At 73.0% G+C, this 16,956-nt stretch carries 12 protein-coding genes; 5 read left to right on the top strand and 7 right to left on the bottom strand.

What is annotated here, in order from left to right; all coding sequences use genetic code 11:
• Nucleotides 1-188: 188 nt before the first annotated feature.
• The 6 genes from ACZ79I_RS38070 to ACZ79I_RS38045 all read right to left on the bottom strand — a co-directional run bounded on the left by ACZ79I_RS38070 (nt 189) and on the right by ACZ79I_RS38045 (nt 5,592).
• Nucleotides 189-1,091 (bottom strand): universal stress protein, encoded by a 903-nt coding sequence (locus tag ACZ79I_RS38070; protein WP_471504129.1) that lies wholly within the window; start codon nt 1,089-1,091, stop codon nt 189-191.
• A 134-nt stretch (nt 1,092-1,225) separates the two neighbouring features.
• Nucleotides 1,226-1,468 (bottom strand): DUF397 domain-containing protein, encoded by a 243-nt coding sequence (locus ACZ79I_RS38065; protein WP_471504126.1) that lies wholly within the window; start codon nt 1,466-1,468, stop codon nt 1,226-1,228.
• 83 nt (nt 1,469-1,551) lie between these two features.
• On the bottom strand, nt 1,552-2,718 hold the full coding sequence (locus ACZ79I_RS38060) for a thiolase domain-containing protein (protein WP_471504124.1): 1,167 nt from the start codon (nt 2,716-2,718) through the stop codon (nt 1,552-1,554).
• Complete coding sequence (locus ACZ79I_RS38055) at nt 2,715-3,785, bottom strand: thiolase domain-containing protein (protein ID WP_471504121.1); 1,071 nt, start codon at nt 3,783-3,785, stop codon at nt 2,715-2,717. Before ACZ79I_RS38055 ends, ACZ79I_RS38060 begins: the two co-directional genes overlap by 4 nt.
• Complete coding sequence (locus ACZ79I_RS38050; protein WP_471504119.1) at nt 3,782-4,741, bottom strand: Zn-ribbon domain-containing OB-fold protein; 960 nt, start codon at nt 4,739-4,741, stop codon at nt 3,782-3,784. The genes ACZ79I_RS38055 and ACZ79I_RS38050 overlap by 4 nt, the downstream gene beginning before the upstream one ends.
• Nucleotides 4,742-4,791: 50 nt before the next feature.
• Nucleotides 4,792-5,592 carry a crotonase/enoyl-CoA hydratase family protein gene (locus tag ACZ79I_RS38045; protein WP_471504117.1) on the bottom strand — a complete coding sequence of 267 codons (801 nt, stop codon included), beginning with the start codon at nt 5,590-5,592 and terminating at the stop codon, nt 4,792-4,794.
• Nucleotides 5,593-5,778: 186 nt separating this feature from the next.
• On the opposite strand from ACZ79I_RS38045, the gene ACZ79I_RS38040 reads away from it, so the two are divergent.
• Nucleotides 5,779-7,398, top strand: coding sequence for an acyl-CoA synthetase (locus tag ACZ79I_RS38040; RefSeq protein WP_471504114.1), 1,620 nt, complete (start codon nt 5,779-5,781; stop codon nt 7,396-7,398).
• Nucleotides 7,399-7,450: 52 nt separating this feature from the next.
• Here the strand turns inward: ACZ79I_RS38040 and ACZ79I_RS38035 are convergent, their stop codons facing one another.
• Nucleotides 7,451-8,500 (bottom strand): GAF domain-containing protein, encoded by a 1,050-nt coding sequence (locus ACZ79I_RS38035; protein ID WP_471504112.1) that lies wholly within the window; start codon nt 8,498-8,500, stop codon nt 7,451-7,453.
• An 821-nt stretch (nt 8,501-9,321) separates the two neighbouring features.
• Between ACZ79I_RS38035 and ACZ79I_RS38030 the strand changes: the two genes are divergently transcribed.
• The 4 genes from ACZ79I_RS38030 (at nt 9,322) to ACZ79I_RS38015 (ending at nt 16,944) form a co-directional block, all read left to right on the top strand.
• A complete protein-coding gene (locus ACZ79I_RS38030; RefSeq protein ID WP_471504110.1) occupies nt 9,322-11,262 on the top strand; it encodes a beta-ketoacyl synthase N-terminal-like domain-containing protein in 1,941 nt (646 codons plus the stop codon).
• Nucleotides 11,259-12,797, top strand: coding sequence for an amino acid adenylation domain-containing protein (locus ACZ79I_RS38025; protein WP_471504108.1), 1,539 nt, complete (start codon nt 11,259-11,261; stop codon nt 12,795-12,797). The genes ACZ79I_RS38030 and ACZ79I_RS38025 overlap by 4 nt, the downstream gene beginning before the upstream one ends.
• 67 nt (nt 12,798-12,864) lie before the next feature.
• Entirely contained in the window at nt 12,865-14,049 is a 1,185-nt protein-coding gene (locus tag ACZ79I_RS38020; RefSeq protein WP_471504106.1) for an FAD-dependent oxidoreductase, read from the top strand.
• Between the two features lie 237 nt (nt 14,050-14,286).
• On the top strand, nt 14,287-16,944 hold the full coding sequence (locus ACZ79I_RS38015; protein ID WP_471504104.1) for a sensor histidine kinase: 2,658 nt from the start codon (nt 14,287-14,289) through the stop codon (nt 16,942-16,944).
• The last annotated feature ends 12 nt before the right edge of the window (nt 16,945-16,956 follow it).

The following is a 16,956-nucleotide window of genomic DNA, read 5'->3' as shown; positions in this document are numbered from 1 at the left end:
TACGTGCCGCGGCGTACCGCGGGGCCCTGGGCCCGCCCGCGTGGCAGCAGTCCGCGGGGGGATCCGGGGACCGTCCGCCGGGCGGCCCCCGGGCCGTCCGCGACGGGGCCGGGGACCGCCCGACGCCTGGCCTGTGGCCGCCCGACGCCTGGCCTGTGGCCGGCCCGTGCGGCGGCCGGGCCGTGCCGTCAGCCGCCGGTGTCGCGGGGACCGGCCGCCGGCGGGATCACCGCGACCGGGCTGGCCGCGTGCAGCAGCACGGCCTGGGTCACCGAGCCCATCATGCGGGCGGGGGCGAGGAACCGCCGCCGGTGGCGGCCCACGGCGACCAGTTCCGCGTCCTTGGAGGCCGCGACGAGATGTCCGGCCGCGTCGCCCGGCAGGAGCGAGAGATCGGCTCGGACACCCGGGTGCCTCTCGCGGTGGGGGGCGAGGAAGCCCTCGGCGAGGGACCGTGTCTCGTCCTCCAGGGCGTCCTGGTCGACGGGTACGGGGACGAGCGGGCCCGGTGCCGCCCAGGACTGCACCGGCCAGGGATATGCGGTGATCACCTGGAGCCGGGCATCGCGGCGTGCCGCCTCCCCGAAGGCGAAGGCCAGAACGGCCTCGGTGGGGCCGTCGACGTGCAGGCCGACGACGACGCGCGGGCCCGGCGGGACGGGCCGCCCCTCGGGCACCTCCCGTCCCGGGCGGGGCACCACGACCACCGGGCAGGCGGCGTCGCGTGCGGTCGCCATGCCGATGGAGCCCAGCAGCAGGCCGGTGAAGCCTCCGCGGCCGCGCGAGCCGAGCACCACGAGCTGGGCGGTGGCGCCCAGTTCCGGCAGGAGGGCGGCCGGGGCGCCCTGCGGGGCTGCGTACTCCAGGGCCGGCAGGCCGCTGCGGCCCCGCAGATGCTCCCGGACCTGGTCGAGCACCGGGTCAGGCGGTCCGGCGACGGGGCCGTCGGGTTGCGCCCAGGGCGCGTGGTGCTCCACATGCACCACGCGCAGCGGGGCCTCGCGCAGCCGTGCCGCCGTCAGCGCCCAGTCCAGGGCGCGCAGGCTGTCGTCCGATCCGTCGACGGCCGCGATGACCGGCAGGGTGCTCATGGAATCCTCGCCTCCGTCACGCTGCGCTGATGGTTCCGGGGCCAGCCTGACGCAGACGGCGGCCCCGGGACGCGTTCCATCGCCGCGTGTCCGGAAATTCCGGGGAGGCGGGAACCGGCCCGCCGGGCGAGGGTTCAGGTCAGATCGAACTCCCCTTCCCGCGCCCCCGACACGAACGCGCCCCACTCCGCGGGCGTGAAGATCAGGGAAGGGCCCTCGGGGCGGCCGCTGTTGCGCATCGCGATGAAGCCTTCGACGAAGGCGATCTGGACATCTCCGAGCCCTCGGCTGCTGGAGCGCCAGTCGGCGTTGCTCAGATCCAGCTCCGGCTTGTCCCAGCCCGCGAGCGGCTGCCACTGGGTGGTGCTCTCGGCCACGTCCGTGCTCCTCCCGACTCGTCGTCCGCGGCCAGCCTAGCGATCGCGCTCCGCCGCCGACAGGTCACGCGAGGGGGATGCCCTCAAGAGGCGGGCGGCCGGTCGCCCACCAGCCACATCGAGAAGAACTGCGCCCCTCCGCCATAGGCGTGCCCGAGTACCCGCCGGGCCCCGTCCACCTGGTGTTCTCCGGCCTGACCGCGCACCTGCAGGGCGGCCTCGGCGAAGCGGATCATGCCGGAGGCGCCGATCGGGTTCGTGGAGAGCACCCCGCCGGACATGTTGACGGGAAGGTCCCCGTCGAGTTCGGTCACACCGGACTCGGTGAGCTTCCAGCCCTCGCCCTCCTCGGCGAAGCCGAGGTTCTCCAGCCACATGGGCTCGTACCAGGAGAACGGCACGTACATCTCCACCGCGTCGATGTCCCGGCGCGGGTCGGCGATCCCCGCCTGCCGGTAGACGTCGGCGGCGCAGTCCTTGCCGGCCTGTGGCGACACGAAGTCCTTGCCGGCGAACAGGGTCGGCTCGCTGCGCATCGCGCCGCCGAGCATCCACGCGGGCGGCCGGGGCGAACGGGCCGCCCCCGCCCGGTCGGTGAGCACCATGGCGCACGCGCCGTCGGAGGACGGGCAGGTCTCCGAGTAACGGATCGGGTCCCACAGCATGGGGGAGGACTGCACCTTCTCCAGGGTGATGTCGTGCTCGTGGAGGTGCGCGTAGGGGTTCTTCAGCGCGTTGCGCCGGTCCTTGTACGCGACGAGGGAGCCGACGGTGTCGGGAGCGCCGCTGCGCCGCATGTACGCGCGCACGTGCGGCGCGAAGAAGCCCCCGGCCCCGGCGAGCAGCGGCTGCTGGAAGGGGATCGGCAGCGACAGGCCCCACATGGCGTTGGACTCGGACTGTTTCTCGTATGCGAGGGTCAGCACGGTGCCGTGGACGCGGGCGGCCACCAGATTGGCCGCGACGAGCGCGGTGGAGCCGCCGACCGAACCGGCCGTGTGCACCCTGAGCACGGGTTTGCCGACGGCACCGAGCGCGTCGGCGAGGTACAGCTCCGGCATCATGACGCCCTCGAAGAAGTCGGGGGCCTTGCCGATGACCACGGCGTCGATGTCGGCCCACGTCAGCTCGGCGTCGTCCAGGGCCCGCGCGGCGGCCTCCCGGACCAGCCCCGCCATGGACACGTCCCGGCGTGCCGCCACGTGCTTGGTCTGGCCGATCCCGGTGACGGCCACGGGCTCCTTGCTCATCGCGGGTCTCCTTCGAGGACGGCGACCAGGTTCTGCTGCAGACACGGGCCGGATGTGGCGTGGGCGAGCGCGCGGTCGGACTCGCCGCGGTGGATGCGGGCGGCGGCCTCACCGATGCGGATCAGTCCGGCGGCCATGACCGGGTTGGCGGCCAGGGCTCCCCCGGAGGGGTTGACCGCGACGCTGTCGCCGAGTCGCAGCGCCCTGCGGAGGATCACCTCCTGCGCGGTGAACGGCGCGTGCAGCTCCGCCGTGTCGACGGGCCGTTCGAAGGCACCGGCGTTCTCGGCGGCCCGGCGCGCGGACGGCGAGTCCGTCAGGTCGCGCACCCCGAGCCCGTGCGGCTCGATGCGGTGGTCGATGCCGCGGATCCAGGCGGGCCGGTCGCACAGCTCACGGGCCCGCTCCCCCGCCGCGAGGATCACGGCGGCGGCCCCGTCGCCGACCGGGGGGCAGTCGCCGCGGCGCAGCGGCCGGACGACGTACTCGCCCTGCGGTACGGAACCCTTCAGTTGCGCGTGCGGGTTGGCGGTCGCGGCCCGGCGGCTGCGCGCGGCGACGGCCGCCAGCGCCGGCTCGTCGGTCCCGCCCGCGTCCATGAGCGCCTGCGCCTGGAGGGCGGCGAGCGCCACGGAGTCCGGCCACAGCGGCGCCATGTAGTAGGGGTCCAGCTGCCGGCTCAGGACGTCCCGTACGGAGCCGGGCGACGACTTGCCGTACGCGTACACCAGCGCCGTGTCGGCGTCGCCGGTGAGCAGCTTCGTCCACGCCTCGTACAGCGCCCACGCGCCGTCCATCTCGACGTGCGACTCGGAGATCGGCGGCCAGGCGCCCACCCCGTCGAGGGCGAGGGTGAAGGAGAAGGCGCGGCCGGCGAGGTAGTCGCTGGAACCGGAGCAGGTGAATCCGATGTCGCCGGTCTTCAGGCCGGTCCGCTCCAGGACGTCGTGCAGGACCGGCATGAGCATCTCGACTTCGGAGAGTTCGTCGCTGGTGCGGCGGTGGTCGGTCTGCGCGAAGGCGACGACGGCGATCTCGCGGGGCCCCGGGGCTTCTTCGCGCGTCACAGCAGCTCCTTGTAGGTGTCGTAGTCGGCGTCCGGCTCGCCGGTGGGCCGGTAGTGGTCGGGGTGGCGGGCGCCGGGTGTCCACACCGGCTCGACGCGCAGGCCCATGCGCACCTGGTCGTAGGGGATGCCGCCGATGCGGCCGTGCAGGGCGAGGTCGGCGCCGTCGAGGGCGATGTGCGCGTAGACGTAGGGCACCTCGATGTCGAGGTTCTTCGCCTTGATGTTGACGATGCAGTAGGTCGTCACCGTGCCGCGCGGGCCCACCTCGGTCTGCTCCGTCGTGGCCACGCCGCAGGTGGGGCAGGCGCCCCGGGGCGGGACGTACACCTTGCGGCAGGACGGGCAGCGTTCGCCGACGGTGCGCCGCTCGGCGAGGGCGTCGATGTACGCGGACTGGGCGCGGCCCGGCGTGTAGGTGTAGTCGAGGCGGGCGGACGCCACGATGCCGTTCACCGGGTCCTCGAACTCGCCGCTGTGCACGGCCGGTCCGGCCGGTTCTCCGGGTTCCTCCGGTGCGCCGTCGTACGGTTCGAAGCAGGCGATGTCCGTGATGGCGCCGGAGCGCCGCCCGGCCCATCGGATGCGGACGCGCATGCCGGTGCGGACGGCATCGGGGCCGGGGACGTCCAGGGCGTGCAGGAGGGCGGTGTCGGCGCCGTCCAGGCGGACCAGCACCCAGGCGAAGGGGGTGCCGAGGGGTTGGCCGCGGCGCGGCTCGTGGTTCCAGGCCCAGCTGGTGACCGTGCCGGTGGGGGCGACCTCGACGAGGTCGCGCAGCTCGGCGGCGGTGACGGGGTCGTACTCGGCCGGCGGGACGAGCGTGCGGCCGTCACCGGTGCGTGCGCCGAGGACGACGCGTTCCCGCAGGCCGGTGAGGAAGGCGCGCTGCACGGGGCCCAGGGAGCGGGTGAAGGGGAACTCGACGACGAGGGGGGCTTTGAGGACTTCGGGCATCCCGGATGACTCCTTCGGAGGTCGGGCGCGCGTACTGCTCCCGCGCGGGGTCAGGCGCGCTTGTAGACGGGCCGGCGTTTCTCCGCGAAGGCACGGGCGCCCTCCTTGGCGTCCGCGGTGTCGAAGATCGGCCAGCCGCGCTTGAGTTCGGCGGCGAGCCCGTCGCTCTCCGTCATCTCGGCGGTCTCGTACACGGACGCCTTGACGGCCTCGACGGCCAGCGGCCCGCAGGCGTTGATCTGTCCGGCGATCTCCAGGGCCTTGGCGAGGGCGGTGCCGTCGGGCACGACATGGCCGACGAGTCCGACGCCGGCGGCCTCGCGCGCCGAGTACGGGCGCCCCGTGAGCAGCATCTCCAGGGCGTGGGTGCGCGGGATCTGCCGCTGGAGGCGGACCGTCGAGCCGCCGATCGGGAACAGTCCGCGCCGGACCTCGAAGAGGCCGAAGGTCGCGGACTCGGCCGCGACCCGGATGTCGGTGCCCTGGAGGATCTCGGTGCCGCCCGCCACGCAGGGGCCCTCGACTGCCGCGATCACCGGTTTGCGCGGGCGGTGGTGGCGCAGCATCGCCTTCCAGTGCAGGTCCGGGTCCGCCGTGAGGCGTTCGCGGTACTGCTGCCCCTCCATGCCCGTGCCCGCCAGGGCCTTGAGGTCCATTCCGGCGCAGAAGGAGCCGCCGGCTCCGGTGAGGACGATCGAGCGGACCGTGTCGTCCGCGTCGGCCTCGGTCCAGCCGTCGTACAGCCCCACCAGCATCGGCAGCGAGAGCGCGTTCCTGGCCTCGGGTCTGTTGAGTGTGAGTACCAGTGTGGCGCCTTCCCGCTGCACGGTGAGGTGTTCGGTCCCGCCCATCGTTTCCTCCCGTCTCCGGAACGAGAACAGGTTGCAGGAGGGGCCGGGCCAGGACAAGAGGTTTCTGACAGCCAGTCAGATTTCTTCGCCGCAACCCTTCACAGTTGCGTCGGGCTTTGCTCTGATGACCGGCATCCGAGGGATGCGCGTTTCGTCGCCGAGCGATGCCAGGGGTCAGGAGGAGCGGTGGAGTACAACCTTGCCGACCTGTTCGAGTCGGTCGTCGACGTGGTGCCGGACCGCGAGGCGCTCGTGTACGTCGACCACCCCGGCACGGGCGCGGAGCGCCGTCTCACCTACGCGGAGCTGGACGAGGCCGCCAACCGCATCGGACATCATCTGCTCGACGCCGGCATACGGCCCGGCGAGCACCTGGGGCTGCACCTCTACAACGGGGTCGAGTACCTGCAGACGGTGCTGGGCTGCCTGAAGGCCCGGATCGTCCCCGTCAACGTGAACTACCGGTACGTCGAGGAAGAACTGGCCTACCTCTACCGGGACGCCGATCTGGTGGCACTGGTCTTCGACGCGGAGTTCACCGACCGGGTGGCCGCGGTCCTGCCCCGGGCGGGGAAGCTGCGGCACGTGGTGCGGGTGCGGACCCCCGCGCCGGACGCCGCCGCGCTGCCCGCCGTGGACTTCGCCGAGGCCGAGGCCGCGGGGTCGCCGGGGCGCGGATTCCCGGCCCGCTCGGCGGACGACCAGTTCGTCATCTACACGGGCGGCACGACCGGGATGCCGAAGGGCGTCATGTGGCGCCAGGAGGACCTGTTCTTCGCCGGGCTCGGCGGCGGCGCCCCGACCGGGGAGCCGGTCAAGAAGCCCGAGGAGCTGGCGGAGCGGGTCGCGGCCGGAGGGGAGGGCATCACGTTCTTCCCCACTCCCCCGCTGATGCACGGCACCTCCACGCTCACGGCGTTCATCGGCTTCAACTTCGGCCAGCGGGTCGTGCTCCACCGCAAGTTCGACCCGGAGGCGGTGCTGCGCACCGTCGAGAAGGAGAAGGTCACCAGCATGGCGCTGGTGGGCGACGCGATGCTCCGGCCGCTGATCGACGCGCTGAACGGGCCGATGAAGGGGACGGACTGCTCGTCCCTGTTCAGCGTGTCGTCGTCCGGGGCGATCATGTCGGAGACCGTGCGCGCACAGTTCCAGGCGCTCGTCCCCCACACCATGCTGCTGAACAACTTCGGCTCGTCGGAGTCGGGCTTCAACGGCACCGCGACCGCCGACTCGGGCCCGGACAGGGGCTTCCGCATCCGCGTCAACTCCCGTACCCAGGTGGTGGATCCGGTCACCCACGAGCCGGTCGCGGTGGGCGAGCCCGGACGCGTCGCCCAGCGCGGGCACGTGCCCCTCGGCTACTACAACGACCCGGGGAAGACCGCCGGGACGTTCTTCCAGCGCAACGGCGAGCGGTGGGTGCTGCTCGGTGACATGGCGACGGTCGACGAGGAGGGCGTCGTCACGGTCCTGGGCCGCGGCTCGCAGTGCATCAACACCGGCGGCGAGAAGGTGTACCCGGAGGAGGTCGAACAGGCCCTCAAGTCGCATCCGGACGTGTACGACGCCCTGGTCGCCGGGGTGCCCGACGCGACGTGGGGCCACCATGTGGCGGCCGTGGTACAGCTGCGCGAGGGCGCGGCACGGCCGTCGCTGGAGGACATCCAGACCCACTGCCGGGCGCGTCTGGCGGGCTACAAGATCCCCCGCCAGCTGGTCGTCGCGGACACCATCCGGCGTTCACCCAGCGGCAAGGCGGACTACCGCTGGGCCAAGGAGGTTGCGGTGGCGGCGGACCGCTGACGGAGCGCTCAGGGGGAGCACGGTCCGGACCCACGCGGCGGGCACCCGTGGGTCAGTGCGGGTATCCGCCGCCGTCCATCCGCCGTCCCGGCATCCCGCCCGGCAGTCCGCCCGCGCCCAGCCGCTCGAACCGCTCCTGGACGTTGGCCGCGAACGCCTGCTGCTCGGAGCCGGGGTAAGGCTGGCCGTTGGTGTTCATCGCCACGGTGAGCACCCCGCTGATCGGCGCGCCGGGCGACGTCCGCACCGGTGTGCACAGGAAGGCGAAGTCCTGCGGCGAGGGGCTGTCGTACGTGGTGACCGACGCCCGTGACAGCGTGATGGGCTGCCCGGTGTGGAAGGCGTCGTCCATCGCGTTGAAGACGCCCATGGACTCCAGGCCCGGCAGCACGAGGCGGCCCGGGCTGAACTGCGGCACCATGCCGAAGGCGGCTCCCTGCTTGCCGTTGGCGTAGCGCAGCAGGTGGTCGGGGCCCTCGGTGAGCATGATGGGGAAGGGCGCGCCGTCGAAGACGGCGAACAGCTCCTGCTGCTGGGCCAGCAGGCTGTCGCGCAGCTTGAAGTCGGACAGCAGCGTCTCGGAGAGTTCCTGCATGCCCTGCCGCAGGGCGCGGTCCCAGGCGCGGGGCTTGAAGTCGGCGACGCACACGGTGCCCAGGACCATGCCCGTGTTGTCGCGCAGCGGCGTACCGAGGTAGGAGCGCACGCCGAGGTCGTTGACGAGGGGGTTCCCCTTGAAGCGCGGGTAGTCGAAGACGTCGTCCAGGGCCAGTTGGGATCCCTGGGCCACCACATGGGGACAGAAGCCGTAGTCGCCGGGGGCCTCCCGGGTCAGGTTGCTCAGGTCGAAGGGGACACCGCCGCCGTCGGGGTTCACCTGGTCGTCGGGGGAGGCCGTGGGCACGTACATGCCGCGGAACATCTGCCGCTCGTCGTTGATGAAGTTGACCATGGCCAACGGTGACTGGGTGAAGCCGGCCGCGAGTCGTGCGACACGGTCGAAGGTCGCCTCCGCCTCGACGGTATTGAGGCCGAGAACTTGCAGTCGCAGCTTCCGCTGCTCGCCCGCGAGCCGGGCTTGGTCAGATGAGAGGGCATCCATGAAACCCGATGAAATCAGAATCCTCGGCTCCGTGGATCGCCCCTCCGGGTATTTTCCGCATCACTTGTCCCAACCCCAACGCCCCTTGCGGCCATGGCAGTTGGCCCCGTGCTTCCCTACCCCCGTTGCGCCCGGCGACCCCGCACAGAGGGCCAATCCTGGATTCTGTCCAAATATTTCCACGTTTCAACCTGCGGCGATCACTTCTCGCCATTCCTCGGGGGGCGAGCAAGCGGAAACGATTTCGCGTACGACAATCGTCCGGTGGGCTGGTTTTCGACGTCGGCGCGTTCAACCTGGCACCATGTCCGATGATCGAACGTTGGTTCGAGCACCTGATGGTGGGGGTGGGTGGGACCCGTCGTACCGATGTGGCTCCAGCGTAATGAGTTTGTGCGATGCATCTGCGAGAGAGGGCACAGCGGGGTGGGGCAAGTACGGTTCGAGCTGCGGGCTTCCCGCCGCGGGCGGAAGCGGTGGGGCCGTTTCAGCCAGGGCGCCGTACGCGGTTTCGCGCCAAGATCCACGCTGCTCCCGACCGCCTGGTGCCGCTGCGCGGGCGAGGGCCCGCCGACCGGGGCAGGAGACTCGTCCGTCTGACGGATGAACCCGGCACGACGGTGTCCGGGCTCACGGCGAACCGTCCCCTTCCGCCCGGGAACCGGGGCCCGGCGGTACGGCGGCGCCGCGGAGGCCATGCGGCGGCCGAGGCGCGCCCTCAGTAATGCCGTGCTGCCGCAACCCCCCTCACCAGGTCGTGCGGCAAGGTCAACTGCGCCATCTCGTACGGACAGTGGCAAAGCATCGAAGGAGTTGACGTCATGAACAGGTCGGACGTGGACGCCCGGGCGGTGGCGGTGATCGGCATGGCCTGCCGGCTCCCCGGCGCATCGGGCACCGACGAGCTGTGGGCCCTCCTCAGAGACGGCGTGGACGCCACCAGCGAGACGCCTCCCGAACGTTACGACGTGGACGCCCTGTACTCCCCCGTCCCCGGTCCGGGCCGCATGGCCAGCCGCCGCGCGGGTTATGTGGAGAAGATCGCCGATTTCGACGCCGAGTTCTTCGGGATGTCCGCCACCGAGGCGGTGGAACTGGACCCACAGCAGCGGCTGCTGCTGCTGACGGCCTGGGAGGCGCTGGAGGACGCGGGGCAGCGGCCCGATCTGCTGGCGGGCAGCCGGACCGGGGTCTTCGTGGGCAACGCCCGTGCCGACTACCTGGAACTGGCGCTGCGCCGGGGCCCGGACGCCGCCACCGCCTCCCAGCTCAACAACTTCCGCTCGCTGCTGCCCGCCAGGATCTCCCACGCCTTCGACTTCCGCGGGCCCAGCGTCGTCGTGGACACCGCGTGTTCGTCCTCCCTGGTCGCCGTCCACCAGGCCGTGCAGAGCCTGCGGGCCCGGGAGAGCCCTCTCGCCCTGGCCGCCGGGGTGAACCTCACACTCCGCCCCGACGAAGGTCTGGTGATGAGCCAGGCGGGCGGCATGTCCGCGGACGGGCGCAGCCGGTTCGGGGACGCCGGCGCCGACGGCCACGCCCCCGGCGACGCGGTGGCGGTGGTCGTCCTCAAACGCCTCGCGGACGCGCTGGCCGACGGGGACCGCGTCCGGGCCGTCGTCCAGGGCAGCGCCGTCGGCAACGACGGCCGCACGAGCGACTCCGTGCTCAACCCCTCCCTGCAGGGCCAGATCGAGGTGCTGCGCTGGGCGTACGAGGACGCCGGGATCGACCCCGCGGACGTCGACTACGTCGAGGCGCACGGTTCCGGGTCGCCCGCGCTCGACCCTCTGGAACTGACCGCGCTGGGCCGGGTCCTGGGCGCGGGACGCCCGGCGGACCGGCCCCTGCTCGTCGGCTCGGTCAAGACGAACATCGGCCACGCGGAGGCCGCGGGCGGCATGGCAGGACTCGTCAAGGCCGTACTGTGCCTGGAGCACGGGCAGGTGCCCGCCAGTCTGCACCTGGCCACGCCGAACCCCGAGGTGGCCTGGGACGAGCTGCCGCTGGTCGTGCCCGGCACCCTCGTCGACCTGCGAGGCGACGGCCGGCCGGCCGTCGCCGGGGTCTCCGGGCAGGGCTCCTCCGCCCTCAACGCGCATGTGGTGATCCGCCGTCCCGATCCGGTCGGGACGCCCGTCGAGCAGGACGCGAGCGGCACCCCGTACCTTCTGCTGCTCTCCGCGCGCAGCCCCGGCGCACTGGAGGCGCTCGCCCGGTCGTACGCCGCCTACCTCGCCCCCGACGGCCCGGGAGCCGCGTACCGCGTCCGCGACATCTGCTTCAGCGCGGCCACGCGCCGGCAGCACCACGCGCACCGGCTGGCGGTCGTCGGGGCGAGCCACGAGGAGCTGGCGGCGGCCCTCACCGGGTCACCGGCGGTGGACGGCAGACCGCTGTCGGCCGTCGTCCACCGCTACCGCCGGGGTGAGGACGTGGACTGGGAAGCGCTGTTCGGCGCCCCCGGCCGCTTCGTGCCGCTGCCGGCCTACCCCTGGCAGACCAAGCGGTACTGGCCCGGCGAACGGCGCGACGACGGGGGCGACCTGGCGTCGTGGGTGCTGCGCGAACACGCCCGCACCGGTTTCGACGACGCCTCCAGCCTCACCGACATCGGCATCGACTCGCTGGCGAAGCTGCGGATCGTGGTCGAGCTGACCAAGCGGTCCAGTCGGGACGTCGACCCGGAGGAGATCGGCAGGCTGCGCACGGTGGGCGAGCTGCGCCGGTGGACACGCTCCCTGGAGGCGGCCGCCCGATGAGCGAACCGCAGACCGCGTACGCCTGGTTCGCCCGCTCCGCCGACGCGTACGGCGACGACGCCGTGGCACTGGAGGTGGGCGAGGACCGGCTCACCTACAGCGCACTGCGCGACCTGGCGGAGCGGCTCGCCGCCCGTCTGATCACGGCGGCCGGGGGCGGCCCCCCGCGCCGCGTGGGCCTGCTGGCGAACCGCTCGGTGACCGCATACGCCGGCTACCTCGCCGTGCTGCGGGCCGGCGCGGCCGTCGTTCCCCTCAACCCCGAGCATCCGCAGGCCCGCACGGCCGACATCGTCAAGACCGCGGAGGTGGAGGTCGTCCTGGCCGACGCCGCCGGGGCGGGAGCCGACCCGGGGGTGCCCGTCCTCACGGTGGGCCCCGGGGAACTGGCCGCCCTGGCCGCCGGACCCGCTCCCGATCCCTCCTGGGGCGAGGCCGGTCCGGACGACATCGCGTACATCATCTTCACATCCGGGTCAACCGGCATGCCCAAGGGCGTGCCCATCCTGCACCGCAACCTCTGCGCCTACCTCGGCCAGGTCGCCCCGCGCTACGGCGTCGCACCGGGCAGCCGGCTGTCGCAGTCCTTCGAGCTGACCTTCGACGGCTCCGTGCACGACCTGTTCGTCGCGTGGTCGGGCGGGGGCACCCTCGTGGTGCCCCAGCGCAGCCAGCTCCTGTCCCCCGTGAAGACCGTCAACGCCCTGCGCCTCACCCACTGGTTCTCGGTGCCGTCCCTGATCTCCTTCGCCTCCCGCCTCGGCACCCTGCGGCCCGGCAGCATGCCCACACTGCGGTGGAGCGTCTTCGGCGGTGAACCGCTGAGCCTGGACGCGGCCCGGGAATGGCGGGCCGCGGCACCCGGCAGCCGTCTCGAGGTGCTCTACGGACCCACCGAACTCACCATCTCCTGCACGGCGTACCGGTTCCCCGACGATCCGGACGAGTGGCCCGACACCCCGAATGGGACCGCTCCCATCGGCACCGGCTACCCGGTCCTCGACCTGCTGCTGCTCGACGAGCGCGGCCGGCCCGCCGACAGCGGCGAACTGTATGTGCGCGGACCGCTGCGCTTCCCGGGCTACCTGGACCCGGCGAACAACGCGGGGCGCTTCCGCGCGCCCGACGGGGGGCCCGGCGGCGACGAACCGCCGGGCGACCGGCACTGGTACCGCACCGGGGACCGGGTCGCCGTGCGCGACGGACACCTCGTGCACCTCGGACGGACCGACCACCAGGTGAAGATACGCGGGCACCGGATCGAACTCGGGGAGATCGAGGCCATGCTGCGGCGGCAGCCGGGGGTGCGGGACGCGATCGTCGTCGCGGTGCCCGCCGCGGACGGCGAACCGGAGCTCCAGGCCGCGGTCGGCGGCGCCGGCTGCACATCCGACGCGCTGTACGCGGCGCTGGGCGACCGGCTGCCGCCGTACATGCTGCCCCGCCGGATCGCGGTCCTGGACCAACTGCCGCTGAACACCAATGGCAAGATCGACCGGCGGGCCCTGCTCGGCGAACTCGAACGCGCCCGCTGAGCCGCGCATGCCCGGGCCACGGCACCACAATGCCCCATCCCCAGACGTCTGTTGTGAGGCAACCCACATGTTCGACGCCATCGTGGTAGGCGCTCGGTGCGCCGGTGCGACCACCGCCATGCTGCTCGCCCGCGCGGGGCACCGGGTGCTCCTGCTCGACAAGGCCCCGCCCGGCACCGACACGCTCTCCACCCATCTCATCCACCAGCCCGGCGTCGCCGCGCTCGCACGCTGGGGACTGCTGGACGCGGTGCGCGCCTCGGGATGTCCGCCCCTGGAACACGCGCTGTACGAAGTCGCCGACATCCGCCTCCAGGGGTGCGCCCGGGGCGTGGAGGGGCAGCACGCGGGGTACGCCCCACGCCGCCACGTCCTGGACCCCATCCTGGTCGGGGCGGCGGCCGCCGCGGGCGTCGAGGTGCGCCACCACTGCCGGGTGACCGGACTGGTGCGCGACGAGAGCGGACGGATCGCCGGCGTGGAGGGCACGCACGGCGGCCGTTCCTTCACCGAACGCGCCCGCCTGGTGATCGGCGCGGACGGTATGCGCTCGACCGTCGCCCGGCTGGCCCAGGCTCCGTTCACCGTGGAGGACCCCCGGCTGACCTGCGCCTACTACACGTACTGGGAGGGCGTGCCGGCGACGCTGGAGCTGTACGAGCGCCCGGGCGGCTGGGTGGCGGCCGTGGCGACCAACGACGCGGCCACCCTCGTCCTCGCCTACTTCCCGCAGTCCCGCTTCGAGGAGGTCCGCATCGACGCGCACCGCGCCTACCGCGAGCAGATCCGCACCACCGCTCCCGCCCTGTACGAGCGGCTGGACGGCAAGGAGCCGGTGGACCGGCTGCGCGGCACCGGCGACCAGCAGAACTTCTTCCGGCGGGCGGCGGGACCCGGCTGGGTCCTGGTGGGCGACGCGGGACACCACAAGGACTCCATCACCGCGCGCGGCATCAGTGACACCTTCCTCCAGGTCGACGCGCTCGTACGCCGTCTGGAGGGCCGGCTGGACGGCTCCCCGGCCGAACTGGACGCGGCACTCGGGCAGTTCGCAGACGAGCGGGACGCGGCGCTGACCCCGGGCTACGAGGCCACGCTCGCCGTCGCCCGGCTCGCACCGCACGAGCAGCGGCTGTCCCTGCTGCGGGCCGTGCAGGCGGATCCGGAGCTGACCTCGATCTACTTCGACATGGTGGCGGGAATCGAGGGGGCGGAAGCCCTGTACACACCCAGACTTCTCGCTCTGCTCTGACGTCCTTTCCACAGCCGCCCGGGCGACGACCACGGTCGGCCCGGGCGGTCGGTCTTTCAACTACCGCTGCGCAAAGTCCAGTTGCTGTTATCGATTGCTGACGCTGCGCCATGATCCTGATACGGTGCAGGCTGTTCCGACTTCGATGATGGTGCGTCACCTCCCCCGGCCGGACGCGATTCCGGCACATTGCACCGTCTCGACCGAACCAGTGTCCGCTGCCGTACGAGGAATCAGATGCCAGGCACCCGCGACCGGCGCACACGTCATCGGTCCGCCCCGCGCAGATCTCTCCGGTTCTCGTTCGTCCTGCCCTTCGTCGTCCCCGCGGTCTGCCTCACCGGGCTGTGGGGCTACACGGCGGCCGGTCTCGTCGACGAGCAGATCCAGTCGCAGGCCGACGCGGACCACGACTCCTCGGTCGCCCGGCCGGCCCAGGCCGTGCTGTCCGCCCTGCAGAACGAGCGCCGCCTCACCGCCGTCTGGCAGGCGAGCCGCAGCGGCGCCGCCCGTACGGACCTCGACGCAGCCCGCAGGAAGACCGACACCGCACTCGCCGCCTACCGCGGATCACCGGGCCGGGACACCCCGGCCCTCCAGCGCCGGGCCACGTCGCTCGACGACGCGCTGTCCGCGCTCTCCGACCGCAGGGACGCCGTCGACGGCCGCACCCTGTCCGCCGCCGACGCCTTCCAGTACTTCACCGACACCATCACCCAGGGCGTCTCGCTCGTCACCGCCGCCGTCCGCAGCGACGACGGATCCCTCGCGCACGGCGGTGCCGCCACGACGTCCCTGGTGCAGATCACGGAGATGCTCTCGCGCCAGGACGCGCTGCTGTCCGGCGTGCTGCCCTCCGGCCGTATGCCCGCGGCCACCCGCGCCCGGTTCGCGCAGTACCTGGCGCTCCAGCGCGAGTTCGCCGCGAGTCTGGCCACGCGTGACCTGCCCGCCGGCGCGGCCGCCGCATACGCGCGGATCACCGGGGGCGGGCAGTGGACGACGCTGGCGAGGGTCGGCGACTCGGTGACCGGGGCCAAGGACACCGCCCTGCCCCCAGACGCCTCGTCGTGGCCGGACGCCGCCGACGGCGTCCTCGGTGAACTGCGGTCGCTGGGCGGGGACTCCGTGCAAGGGCTGGCGGACGACGCCTCGGACCGGGCCGACGGCCTGCTGCTGGGCACGCTGCTGGGCACCGCCGCCACGCTGGCCGCGCTGGCCGGTGGTGCGGTGCTGGCGCTGCGGGCCCGCCGCTCCACGCTCGGCCGGCTCTCCGAACTGCAGTCGCACACCGAGGAAATCTCCCGCACGCTGCCCCAACTGCTCACCCGGATCGAACAGGGCGAGCGGCTCGACCCGGGCAGCCTGGCCCCGCGGGGTCATCACACCACGGACGAGCTGGAGCGGCTGGCCGACGCCATCGACCGGCTGGGCCGCATGGCGGCTGACACGGCACTGCGCCAGTCCCGGGGACGCGAGGGCACGGAGAAGGTCTTCGCCCAGCTCATCCGCCGGACCCAGATCCTGATCCACCGTCTCATCTCGCTCCTGGACGATCTGGAGCGCAAGCACGAGGACTCCGACCTGCTGAAGGACATCTTCAAGGTCGACCACCTCGCCACCCGTGTGCGGCGCCACGCGGAGAACCTGGTGATCCTCAGCGGTTCCCCGCCCAGCCGCCGCATGACCACGCCGCTCTCCGTCACCGATGTCATGCGCAGCGCGGTCGCCGAGACCGAGCAGTACACCCGCGTCAAGGTCAGGAATCTGCCCGCGGACCGGCGCGTCGCCCTCGCGGGCCGTGCCGTCGCGGACGTCACGCATCTGCTCGCCGAGCTGATCGAGAACGGCACGAGCTTCTCCCCGCCGGACACCCAGGTGTCCGTGAGCGCGACGAAGGTGGCCAAGGGCCTGGCCATCCATGTCGAGGACCACGGTCTCGGCATGCCGCCCGAGAAGATCGCGTCAGCCAACGAGCTGCTCGCCCAGCCGCCGAAGCTGGACATGACGTCCCTGGGCGAGGACCCGCGCCTCGGCCACTTCGTGGTCGCCCGGCTCGCCGAGCGGCACAAGATCAAGGTGGAGCTGCGGGAGTCCGTCTACGGCGGCACGCTCGTCGTCGTGCTGCTGCCCTCGGCCCTGCTGGAGGAGTACGAGTCGCCGGTCATCGACCAGCTCAGGTCGGCGGCCGCCGCGACCGGCCACGCACTGGGGGCCGAGTCCCGGCAGGCCGCCCTGGGCGGTGGGGAGAGGACGCCGGCCGGCGCGGCCGTGGGGGTGGCCGGTGGCGCGGCCGTCCCGGGCGGCGCCGACGGGGTCGTCGTCACGCACACGCGCCTTCCCGACCACAGCGGCTTTCCCGAGTACGGGGGTGCGGGTCTGTTGCCGCGGGTGCCGGAACACCCCGTACCGCCTCCCGGCCCGGCCCCGTGGTCCGCGGCCCAGGAGGCTCCGGCCCCCGGGGCGCACGCCGCTCCGCGGCTCTCGGTTCCCGGCGTGCAACCGGGCCGGGCCGTACCGCCGGCCGGGCACGCCGGCCCCCGGGCCGGGCACGCGGGACCGCCGCCCGGCCGGGAACCCGGCGTCGCGCACCCCGCGCCGGCCGGGCAGGCACCGCCGGCCGCCGGGGCACGCCCGCCGGCCACCCCCCGGGTGCTGCCCCAGCGGACCCGGGGAGCCAGCCTCGCGCAGCAGCTGCGCAAAGAGGCGGCACACACATCAGGCCGGCCCGAGGGCGAGGGGGACAACGACGTCATCTCCCCGGACGCGTCGGCACGCGCGATGATCGCCATTCAGCAGGGGCTGAAGCGGGCCCGGATGTCCGAGGCGGACGGGCCGGCCGGAGCGGACGGCCGGCCGGCGGATCCGGGGGACCCCGGTGCCCACCGACTGTGAGGGAACGTTGGA

The sequence above is a fragment of the Streptomyces sp. PSU-S4-23 genome (genome assembly GCF_055632315.1).
This window is presented reverse-complemented; position numbering and strand designations above follow the sequence as displayed.

What these genes read in the sequence shown, in the direction of transcription:
- ACZ79I_RS38070 (WP_471504129.1), bottom strand. Translation starts at nt 1,091, where the DNA reads ATGAGCACCCTGCCGGTCATCGCGGCCGTCGACGGATCGGACGACAGC.
- ACZ79I_RS38060 (WP_471504124.1), bottom strand. Translation starts at nt 2,718, where the DNA reads ATGAGCAAGGAGCCCGTGGCCGTCACCGGGATCGGCCAGACCAAGCAC.
- ACZ79I_RS38050 (WP_471504119.1), bottom strand. Translation starts at nt 4,741, where the DNA reads ATGCCCGAAGTCCTCAAAGCCCCCCTCGTCGTCGAGTTCCCCTTCACC.
- ACZ79I_RS38045 (WP_471504117.1), bottom strand. Translation starts at nt 5,592, where the DNA reads ATGGGCGGGACCGAACACCTCACCGTGCAGCGGGAAGGCGCCACACTG.
- ACZ79I_RS38035 (WP_471504112.1), bottom strand. Translation starts at nt 8,500, where the DNA reads ATGGATGCCCTCTCATCTGACCAAGCCCGGCTCGCGGGCGAGCAGCGG.
- ACZ79I_RS38030 (WP_471504110.1), top strand. Translation starts at nt 9,322, where the DNA reads ATGAACAGGTCGGACGTGGACGCCCGGGCGGTGGCGGTGATCGGCATG.
- ACZ79I_RS38025 (WP_471504108.1), top strand. Translation starts at nt 11,259, where the DNA reads ATGAGCGAACCGCAGACCGCGTACGCCTGGTTCGCCCGCTCCGCCGAC.
- ACZ79I_RS38020 (WP_471504106.1), top strand. Translation starts at nt 12,865, where the DNA reads ATGTTCGACGCCATCGTGGTAGGCGCTCGGTGCGCCGGTGCGACCACC.
- ACZ79I_RS38015 (WP_471504104.1), top strand. Translation starts at nt 14,287, where the DNA reads ATGCCAGGCACCCGCGACCGGCGCACACGTCATCGGTCCGCCCCGCGC.